The sequence below is a fragment of the Cryobacterium sp. MLB-32 genome (genome assembly GCF_000738085.1).
Classification (GTDB): Bacteria; Actinomycetota; Actinomycetes; order Actinomycetales; family Microbacteriaceae; genus Cryobacterium.
In genome coordinates this window covers 1-4,873 of sequence record NZ_JPRS01000123.1, presented here as the reverse complement: position 1 = coordinate 4,873, position 4,873 = coordinate 1, and the positions used below count along the sequence as shown (strand labels likewise).

The 4,873-nt window shown below is 61.9% G+C and carries 7 protein-coding genes; 1 reads left to right on the top strand and 6 read right to left on the bottom strand.

The features are described 5' to 3' along the window. A partial coding sequence (locus JF66_RS24390; protein ID WP_231556406.1) for a hypothetical protein occupies positions 1 to 453 on the top strand: 453 nt, incomplete at its 5' end. 170 nt (positions 454 to 623) lie between these two features. Here JF66_RS24390 and JF66_RS22315 read toward each other — a convergent pair. The 6 genes from JF66_RS22315 to JF66_RS23010 form a co-directional block, all read right to left on the bottom strand. Next, positions 624 to 797, bottom strand: a complete 174-nt coding sequence (locus JF66_RS22315) for a helix-turn-helix transcriptional regulator (RefSeq protein ID WP_369798012.1) — start codon at positions 795 to 797, stop codon at positions 624 to 626. A 127-nt stretch (positions 798 to 924) separates the two neighbouring features. Then, positions 925 to 1,572, bottom strand: a complete 648-nt coding sequence (locus tag JF66_RS24385) for a hypothetical protein (RefSeq protein ID WP_081882365.1) — start codon at positions 1,570 to 1,572, stop codon at positions 925 to 927. Positions 1,573 to 1,649: 77 nt separating this feature from the next. After that, complete coding sequence (locus tag JF66_RS24380) at positions 1,650 to 2,423, bottom strand: Fic family protein (protein ID WP_231556407.1); 774 nt, start codon at positions 2,421 to 2,423, stop codon at positions 1,650 to 1,652. Positions 2,424 to 2,625: 202 nt separating this feature from the next. After that, a complete protein-coding gene (locus JF66_RS24375; protein WP_231556405.1) occupies positions 2,626 to 2,841 on the bottom strand; it encodes a hypothetical protein in 216 nt (71 codons plus the stop codon). A 447-nt stretch (positions 2,842 to 3,288) separates the two neighbouring features. Further along, positions 3,289 to 3,591, bottom strand: a complete 303-nt coding sequence (locus JF66_RS12525; protein WP_156109777.1) for a helix-turn-helix domain-containing protein — start codon at positions 3,589 to 3,591, stop codon at positions 3,289 to 3,291. 600 nt (positions 3,592 to 4,191) lie between these two features. Next, on the bottom strand, positions 4,192 to 4,338 hold the full coding sequence (locus JF66_RS23010; RefSeq protein ID WP_156109776.1) for a hypothetical protein: 147 nt from the start codon (positions 4,336 to 4,338) through the stop codon (positions 4,192 to 4,194). Between the last annotated feature and the right edge of the window lie 535 nt (positions 4,339 to 4,873).

Here is a 4,873-nt window from a genome sequence, read left to right as displayed (position 1 = left end):
ATTCCGACTCGCATCAGCTCCGAGTCGCGTTTGCGATCTGCGATGCAGCGGCTCCTAAACGGCAAAGCACTCTTCACCGACGGTACCCTCTCCAAGAAGAACCTATATACAGAGGCACAGGTGAGCCGAGCGACAATGAATAGGGAGAAAGAAGTACTGGCGGAGTGGGACAGCTTCGTAGGTTCGGTCCGCACTCCCCACCCCTCTGACACAACGTCTCGTGAGGTGCAGACTGACAAGGCCGCGTTACGGGATGCGACGAGGGCGCTGCGTGAAACGCGCGAACAGCTCTCCGCCGCGATCATGCTGATCGCCTCACTCCATAGAGACAACGACGACCTCAGACGGAGAGTCCACTCTCGCACTGCGACTGGGATTGTCCCGATAGGCCGTAGAACAGATCAGGGGCTTGTGAGCGACGTAGTAAACGGCCGCGACGCCGGAACTGGCTGATTCACCCCTGTGATCCTCAATCGGAGCCAGATATGGATGCCACATGTGCTCACTGGACCGCGCCCGCTCGTCTTGTTGACGTCGGCGATTTCCATTTGTGCCTGGGGTTTCTGTCCTCGCCATTGCCCATGTTAACGCCAACCCAAAATGGTGCCATTTTGGGTTGGCGTTTACATCCCGAGGAGCCCTAAGGCACGAGCTACGCGAACCGCGACGTGGAATCTCACGCCGGGGTCTCCGTGCTCGAGCTTGCGGAGCGTGTGCCGGTTGATGTCGGCTTGGTCTGCAACCTGCGCGGCCGTGAGCCCCCAGATCTTCCGCCACCCGGCGAAATCCTGACTGATCTCGCATGCGGATCTGAGGATCGTATTGGGGAGCTATTTGGCCGTCAACAACCTCCGGAACTAGCGACGACGATGACCGCCACAATAGCCATCTGTGGCGAGCGACATCGTCACTAGTCAGGCTGAGTCAGCCACTGAACGAATCGTCGATGAGAGCTTGGGCGGCGAGGCCGACCTCTTCAAGCAGGCCTTCACGGATCGCCTTTGCAGGGGTGTCGTTGTCAAGCCACGGGTCCGCTCTGACGAACCACACCCGGGCGACCTGCTCGCCCTCGGACTCGGCGATCTTCTGCCACTGCTCGTGTGCAAAAGCAAGTCGGGTTATGGTTCCGTTGCGTGGCAGGAGGCTGTCCTCTTTGGCCCATTCGTGCGAAGCCTGGGGATCGTCCGAGCCGGCCAGTGCTGCGACGAGCGTGGCGCCCAGGGCGGCGTTCAGGCGCCGGGTGATCTCTTGGATACTCGGTTCCGTCACCACGTATTCAGGCTCTTCGAGAGCTTCATCCAGCTCGCGGAACTTGGCAAAGGCCTCCATCGGGGCAGCGCGTTGAGCCTTGCCTGCTGCCTCGACCTGCGCAAACGGAATGTTCTCGCCCTCTTCAGCCATAGCTGCGTCGAAAGCCGCTACATCCGCAGCGCTCTCCGCCCGCTCAAGCTCGCGCCCGATCCTGGCCCAGTGGCGGATCTGCTGCGCAGCGCTGCGGCCGGCAACCGCGCCAGCTGATTTCGCGGCCGCGAAGAGGTCAGCGTCCACGCGCACCTGAATCTTGTCGCTCATGTTGCGAACCTACCAAATTGATCCAGGCCTCGGGAGCGGCTGCGGCGCTTTCTTATTGTGACCTTGGATCGCACTGGCTACCCGCGCCTCTTCGCTCGGGCAGCGAACTCATCAAGGGCTCCCACGACGTCCTCCGCGAGCCAAATCCGGTTTCGTCGCCCGTCCGTGATCTGAGTCAGAACGCCGGCGTCCACGAAGCGGTCGATAGCGACCTGGGCATTGACTGTCGAGATGCCCAGCTGAGCCGCGGCTTCCGCTGCGCCGATCGCGGGTTGGCGCAGCAGAATATCCAAGAGCCGGTGGGCTGCTGAGTCTTGCCGCGCGCGGATGCGCCCGCGCCATTCCGCCTGCACAGTTTCGAGATCCGCCACCAAGATGCGGCCACCGTCCACCGCCGCGAAGGACGCGTAGGCGAGGGAGCGGATTATCGGAGCAGTATCCCCGGACCGATACGCGCTGAGGGCGTCGAAATATCGATCGGTGTCGCGCAGCAGCCCCGCGGAGACCGGAACAGCCACGTTCCGTGTGAGCTGGCCGCCGCGCAGCATCGTCTGGATGAGTGCGCGACCGACTCTGCCGTTGCCGTCGGGGAACGGGTGGATGGTCTCAAACTGGGCGTGAGCGATTGCGGTCTGAGCGAGCACGGGAAGATTGGTGCGATTGGCGAAGACTACAAGATCGTCCATGAGCGCGCGCACCCGATTGTGATGCGGCGGCACACACCGCGCCAGGTGCGGCCCGCGGCTCCCACCACCGATCCAGACTTGTTGGTCACGCCAGCGACCAACGATGGCCGGATTGCTGCGCTCGAGGAGAGAACGATGTACGTCTAAGACTGCTTGGCCGTCCATGGACGCGGCCATGTCCACAGCTGCTTCCATGGCTCGGACGTTATCGACGACGAGCTGGGCATCCTCGGAGGCCTACCCACCGAGTTCCGCCAGGGCGATCTCCCGTGCGTCGCTTGTGATGTCCTCGATCTTGGAGCTGGCTCTCGGCGCTAAGGAGAACAGCCGCGAACGGTTCTGTGCGGTGACCGACTTCCGCATCGAATCAAGCAAGCTCACTGGCAGCTTCCTCGGTCAGGGCTTGCAGCTCGCTGTCGAGCGGCCACTGGAGATCAGCAATGAACGCGGGCACCGACGCCAGGTACGGGTCTGACGCCAGGCTCATCGGGGCGCGTGAGCCGTACTCGGCCTGGACAGTGCGCCAGGGGCGTCCTTCGTAGCGGACCGCTGGCCAGGGCGACCGTTCCTTAGAGGTGCTCATGAATCAAGCGCACCCATGCGTAGTCACGTATCCATTGGTACGAGCACTCGGTGTTCCGACTTGCCCGTGTCTGTTTCCGCAAGCCGATCGTCATTGCAAAAGCTCCAGCGTCAACCGCTGGATGCGGCGTCGATCGGGGCCTGCGCCGCGCGGATGACTTCCTTCAGCCGCGCATCTGAGCCAGCACCGCATGAGTTATCGGGACCCTCTCGCAGCGGTTGATAAAGTTATCACCGCTCGCGTCGGCTGATAACTTTATCAACCGTTCTGGTCGGGGTCGGCGTGACGGTCGGCGTGAGTGTCGGAGCGTCAATCTGGTCAGGCTCGAGGCTACGGCTGGTGAGGCCCACGACGACGGGGGCTCCGTCCGGTGTTGCCAGTGGACATCTGGCTGGTGGCCGTGACTCGGCCTCGTCAGAGGGTCGCCTGCTCGCTGACTGCGCGAACCTACCTCTGTTCGTTGGACAGGCCGATGTGGTCGTCCATCAGTGCACGACCAGCGACCGAGTTCCACGGGTCGGTGCTGGCGATAACCGTGTTGACCATGCCGAGCGAGCTGAGCACAGCGAGCAACGAGTCCAGTCGGGGAGCGCCAGTGCCTGTCTCGATACCTCGAAGAGTATCCCTGGTGACATGGGCACGCTCGGCGAGCCGCGTGGCGCTGAGTCCCTGGAGCTTGCGCCAACGTGTGATGTTCACGCCGAGCTCGCGGAGCATTCTCGTTCGTGCTGGCGAACGCCTGGTGACCATGTTTGCTCCTCGTGAATTGACAGTTATATCTGTCAATTATGCTGCGTATCGCACTTATGTGTGTCATAGCGGGAACTCCGTGCGAATCAATCAAAGGCTGGTTGTGAATCCCTATTAATTTGTATTAATTCTATTAATGACGCGCACCTGCTGGGCCGCCCAGGGCCGCTGACGAGCGATCAGGGCCTAGCCCGAGCCGTCGGCTTGAAAGGGTTCCATCCGACATCGTGGAGCCGGCCTGACCGTCTCAGAACTGACTCATCCCCTGGACGGTGACGCAGCACGATGATCACCCGTCACCTTGGTTGGTCGCCCTGTCCTCAGCTGTGGCAGATGAAGTACGTCGATTGCGTTCTCACGCGATGTTGCACGGCCGCGGGAATGGGGGAATCGACTTAGGACGCATCCGACGCCGACCGTCAGTACCTCACGGATATTGGCTGCAGGAGCCGCACTCATGCGCCTTACGGGCCTGAACCTGTTCAAAAAAAGAGAGGGCCCGCGTCAACGGGCCCTCTCCCTGATTGCCTCTTTTGACTCCGAGGCGGAGGCCAGGACATGCTTGACGAACTACTTGTTCTCGGGGCGAGACTACTCCTGTCAGGTATGCCCGTCGATCAGCTCGATGGTCGCGTCGCGAAGCGCGATGAGGTCGCGCAGCGCCGCTGCCTCGTCCGTGAGCTCCGGCGCTCCTCTCCACCAATGAAAGTCCTGGGCATGGCTTCGGGTATTGCTCCGGGCGGTCACAGGGCGTAGTCCGTCTCGGAGGCGAGGTGGCCCGCACAAAGAGGCGTGGTCTCGTCGCTTTGCCGGGCGTGAGCTCGCATCGCGTGGGTGCGTAGTGTGTTCGTTGGTGCGGTCATGGCGGGAGCCCTTACGTCGGGGTTGTCACGGTGGCTCCCGGGGCGCCTGTGGCGGCCCGCACCAGCCGGCCTAGAAGGCCAAGAGACGCCGATCTTCAAGCGCGGGGCCGTTGTCATCACGCGCGATCACCGGGTCTGTCGCACCTCCAAGGCGACAGCACCGAGGCTCCACAACGTGCGCACTGAGTCCTTGAACCCCACTAAATACAGCGTTCTCGCGAAACATTGGCTCTTAGTCGCCACCCGCACACCTCCGATCGAACCGTCGATGAAATAGCAAATTCGTCTTCGGCGACGATGGGAATTCAGCGCAACAGCCGGACGGACTTCAGTACTTGGGTTCCATCCGTTCCGCGCGGGATGGGACTGGGAATTCATCGATGTCAAAAAGCTCCGAATGAAACACCTTCTCCAACAGC